We start from the raw sequence: 3,727 nt of genomic DNA on the forward strand, positions 1-3,727 counted from the left end.
CGGCGCCGGCATCCATGAAGCCACGGTTGCGCTCTACGACGGCTTCCTTGCCTGGCGGCTTGCCCGGCGAAAGGATGCCTTGCCGAGCCCGCGGCTGATCCTGCTGCGAAAGCAGGAAACGCGGGTTCTGGCGCCATCGACGCGCAACCAGATCCAGCTGGCGATCAAATCGTTCTACCGCTTCTATAACGGCACCGACGACTTCGCGGTCGATACGGCTGAGGTCAGCAAGGTCTATGACGGGCACCGGATCTACAAGCCGTTCCTCGAGCATATCAGCCAGCGTCGCACGACGCGGCGCAAGGACCGCTATCTGTCGGGCGATCCCGGCCGTGTACAGCAGCAGGTGCTCAAGAAGCGCCTGACGCCAAGCGAGGTCCTGCGGCTGATCGAGGCGTGCGGTCTCGCGCGCGACGCGTTCCTGATCGTGCTGCTCTACAATACCGGTCTCAGGATCGGCGAAGCGCTGGGTCTGCGCCATGTCGACATCGACCTCGCTGAAAAGGTCGTCTGGGTCGTTCCGCGCGAAGACAATGCCAATGGCGCCCGCGCCAAATCCGGCCGGACGCGCGGTGTGCCGGTCCACGACTACGTGCTCAACATGTACGTCGACTACCTCACCAGCGACGAATATCTCCCGGCCTTCGAGTCCGGAGCGGAGTACGTCTTCGCCAATGTGAAAGTCGGCATGATCGGGCACGCCATGAGCCTGTCCTATGCCCAAAAGCTCGCGGGCCTGCTCGAGCAGCGCACGCATATCGACTTCAGCTGGCACATGTTCCGCCACAGCCATGCATCCGAAGCGATCGCGGCGGGATACAGCCTGCTCGAAGTGGCCGATCGCCTCGGACATGCCAGCCCGCAGACAACGGCCGCGTTCTACCAGCACCTGTTCGCCTCGGAAATCCGCAGGCTTTACCTCACAGGTCCCGACGAGGTGCATGAAAGGCTTGAGAAACTTCGCGAGGCAGAGCTTCTTAGAAGGGATATGCGATGGGCATGACGCCGCTGGCGCTCGTCGGCGGCACACCGCATGATACCGATCGCTACAGCAACTGGCTCGAAGCTCGGCTCGGGGGACTATCCCCCCTTCTCGTTGAGAATCCTGTCTGGTCAGACGCCATAATGAACGAGGTGTTCGGCCATTCCTGGCTGAGCCAGACATACGCAAGTCTGCCGCTCAGCGCTGCGGTTCCGGTGCTGACCAACGAGATCAAGGCCTACCTCGCGGCATCGGTGCTCGATGATCGCAAGGCCGACACCCAATGGTTCCAGCGCCGGATCCCGGTGATCCGATATCTCGTCGAGGAAGGCGCAAGCCTGCTTCAGCATTTTGGAGCGGGCTGTCTGGCGGACATCCCCCACCCGGGCTTCGGCGCGTCAGATGGCGATACTGCGAAGACGAAATGCCACAACGATGCCGTCCTCGAACTCTACGCCACATGGTACGGCGAACAGTACGGGCGGCGGAGGCAAAGCCAGACCCGCCAATGGATCCGGGACGGCGAGATCGTCACCACCCAGTATCGATCACCGGAAGTGCAGCTGTTCGGTGATATCCATCGCTTCTCGATCATCAATCGGGCGCAGATGGCGCCGATGCATGACCGCGACATCATCTGGATCAACGATCTTTACAGCGAGGAGGACACGCGCTTCCGCGACCGGCAACGCCGAAGCGACACTTATCTGAACTTCCTGTGCTTCGAGCCTTGGCTGCGCCCGTTGATGCGCGGCTTCCTGCTCGACAAGGTCGCACATGGCGAACTTGCGCCGGCGACCCTTGTGGGAATGCAATCGCGCTTGCGAACCTTCGGGCAGTTCCTGCACGGCGAGGGCATCGCCGAGCCCGGGCGAGTCACTGAACTGACGATGGAGCGTTACCTCGCATGGGGAAACGCGCGAAATGCCGCAGGCAAGAACTGGTACACCGACATCGTGCAACTCCTGCGCGCGGCTCCGGTCCTGCTGCCAGGCCAATGGCCGCGGATCGCACTCGACAAGCGCGCCGCACGGCGCATCCGTTACAAGCAGGCACCGGACGACCCGCGGAACCGGCTTTACGCATCACGCGAGGGTGCCAACCGGGCCGCCCCGCCGGAAGCCCTGGCGGCCATGGTGGCCAGGCTCGACGAACTGCCCGCCCCTATCCCGGTAATCTTCATGATCGGCGTCACGACCGGGGCGCGGGCCGAAGACCTGCATGCCCTGCTCTTCGACTGCCTGCGGCCCGATCCGCACGACACGCGCTTCATGCTGTTCACGTTCTGGCAGAACAAGGTCAGCCGCTGGAATACCAAGCCCTTGCTGGTCACCGATCCTGCGCACCAGGCGATGATCAAGCTGATCGAGGCGCAGCGGGATCATGTCCGGCAGCGTTACGGGCGCGTCACCAAATACCTGTTCCCGGTCTTCTCCGGCAAACGGGAGTCGTTCCTCGGCTACAACTGGACCTTGCAGGAACTCAAGATGCTGTGCCTCAGGCATGGAATCGTCGATGGCGAGGGCAAGCCGTTCGACTTCTCGTGGCATCCACTGCGCCACCATCGCGGGACGCAGATGGCGGCCGAAGGCCATGACATCCTCAGCATCATGTTCGAACTGGGCCATGCCTCGCCCGATATGGCGTCGATGTACGTCAACAAGCGTCTCGACCTCAAGAAGAACGCCTTGCTGCGGAAAGGTGGCGGCCAGTTCTTCACGATCGCGGGCAAGGTCGACGAGGCCGTCGGCGATCTCCTGCTGCGCAAGGAAACCATGCTGGCGACGCGGGTCAGTGGCGGCGCCTGTACGCTGCCCGGCCAGCTTGGCGAATGGTGCGAGCACGCCCATGCCTGCCTGACCTGCCGGTTCTTCCGCGCCGATGGCGACGACCTCGAGCACTTCCGCTGCGAGCGCGCCGGACTTTACGTCGCGATCGAAGGCCTCGAACAGGAAGCGCGGGATTACGAGGAAGGCGGTCAGGCCCGCATGGCCGACATCACGCGCAAGCGGCTGCAACGCAACAAGGATGCCGTCCACAACACTGACACCATCATCCGTTCCATCGAGGAGCACGGTCTCTACAAAGGTCAAAAGCAGCGCTACAGGCCGAGCGCTGCTCGGGAGGAAGCGACGCAATGACTGATCTACGGATCGCCACTCTCAACGATGCCCGCAGCCGTCGTAGCGCTGAAAAGCGCGCCGCGGTCGAGGACGCAATCATGCAACTGCGCGAGACCAGGCAGGCTGTGACGTTCGTCTCGGTGGCTCGTGAGGCCAAGGTCAGCCGTCAGTACCTCTACAATAACTTCGCCGATGAAATCGGCGAGGAACGCGTCGAGACCCGTGCAGAAACCGAGGTCATCGACGGCAAGAAGGTCCCGCTGCGAACGCCCGAGGAATACCGGCACATCGAAGCGGCGCTCCGCAACAAGATCGAGCGGCTTGAGACCGAACTGCGGGATGCCCGTGCCGAAAAGGCCAAGGCGGACCGAACGGCGGAACGTGAGCGCGGCAAAGCCGAACACTGGCGTCAGCTCTACACAGCTGTCCTGACGCGCGTGTCCCCTGGACAGTCCCCCGAACCGCTGCCGTCCGCCGAAGACTGAACCGTTCCGCTCCCATCGGGTTACGATCAATCGAGTAGGAAGTGAGCCGCCTACGGCGTCTTGCACTTCCAACTCCCTTGATCGTCCAAATAATTAGCGAAACACAATGGACAGGCATAATGCCATCAAGCCATTGA

3 protein-coding genes are annotated in these 3,727 nt (G+C 62.5%); all 3 read left to right on the plus strand.

What is annotated here, in order from left to right; all coding sequences use genetic code 11:
* On the plus strand, window positions 1–1,003 hold a 1,003-nt coding region (locus H926_RS0101160; protein WP_022674668.1), incomplete at its 5' end, for a tyrosine-type recombinase/integrase.
* The gene (locus tag H926_RS0101165; RefSeq protein WP_237740954.1) at window positions 1,000–3,123 is read left to right on the plus strand and encodes a tyrosine-type recombinase/integrase; all 2,124 of its coding nucleotides are present in this window, start codon (window positions 1,000–1,002) and stop codon (window positions 3,121–3,123) included. The genes H926_RS0101160 and H926_RS0101165, both read left to right, overlap by 4 nt.
* Window positions 3,120–3,590, plus strand: coding sequence for a hypothetical protein (locus H926_RS0101170; protein ID WP_022674670.1), 471 nt, complete (start codon window positions 3,120–3,122; stop codon window positions 3,588–3,590). Before H926_RS0101165 ends, H926_RS0101170 begins: the two co-directional genes overlap by 4 nt.
* The last annotated feature ends 137 nt before the right edge of the window (window positions 3,591–3,727 follow it).

The organism is Novosphingobium sp. B-7, from assembly GCF_000410615.1.
In the GTDB taxonomy this organism is placed as follows: Bacteria; Pseudomonadota; Alphaproteobacteria; order Sphingomonadales; family Sphingomonadaceae; genus Novosphingobium; species Novosphingobium capsulatum.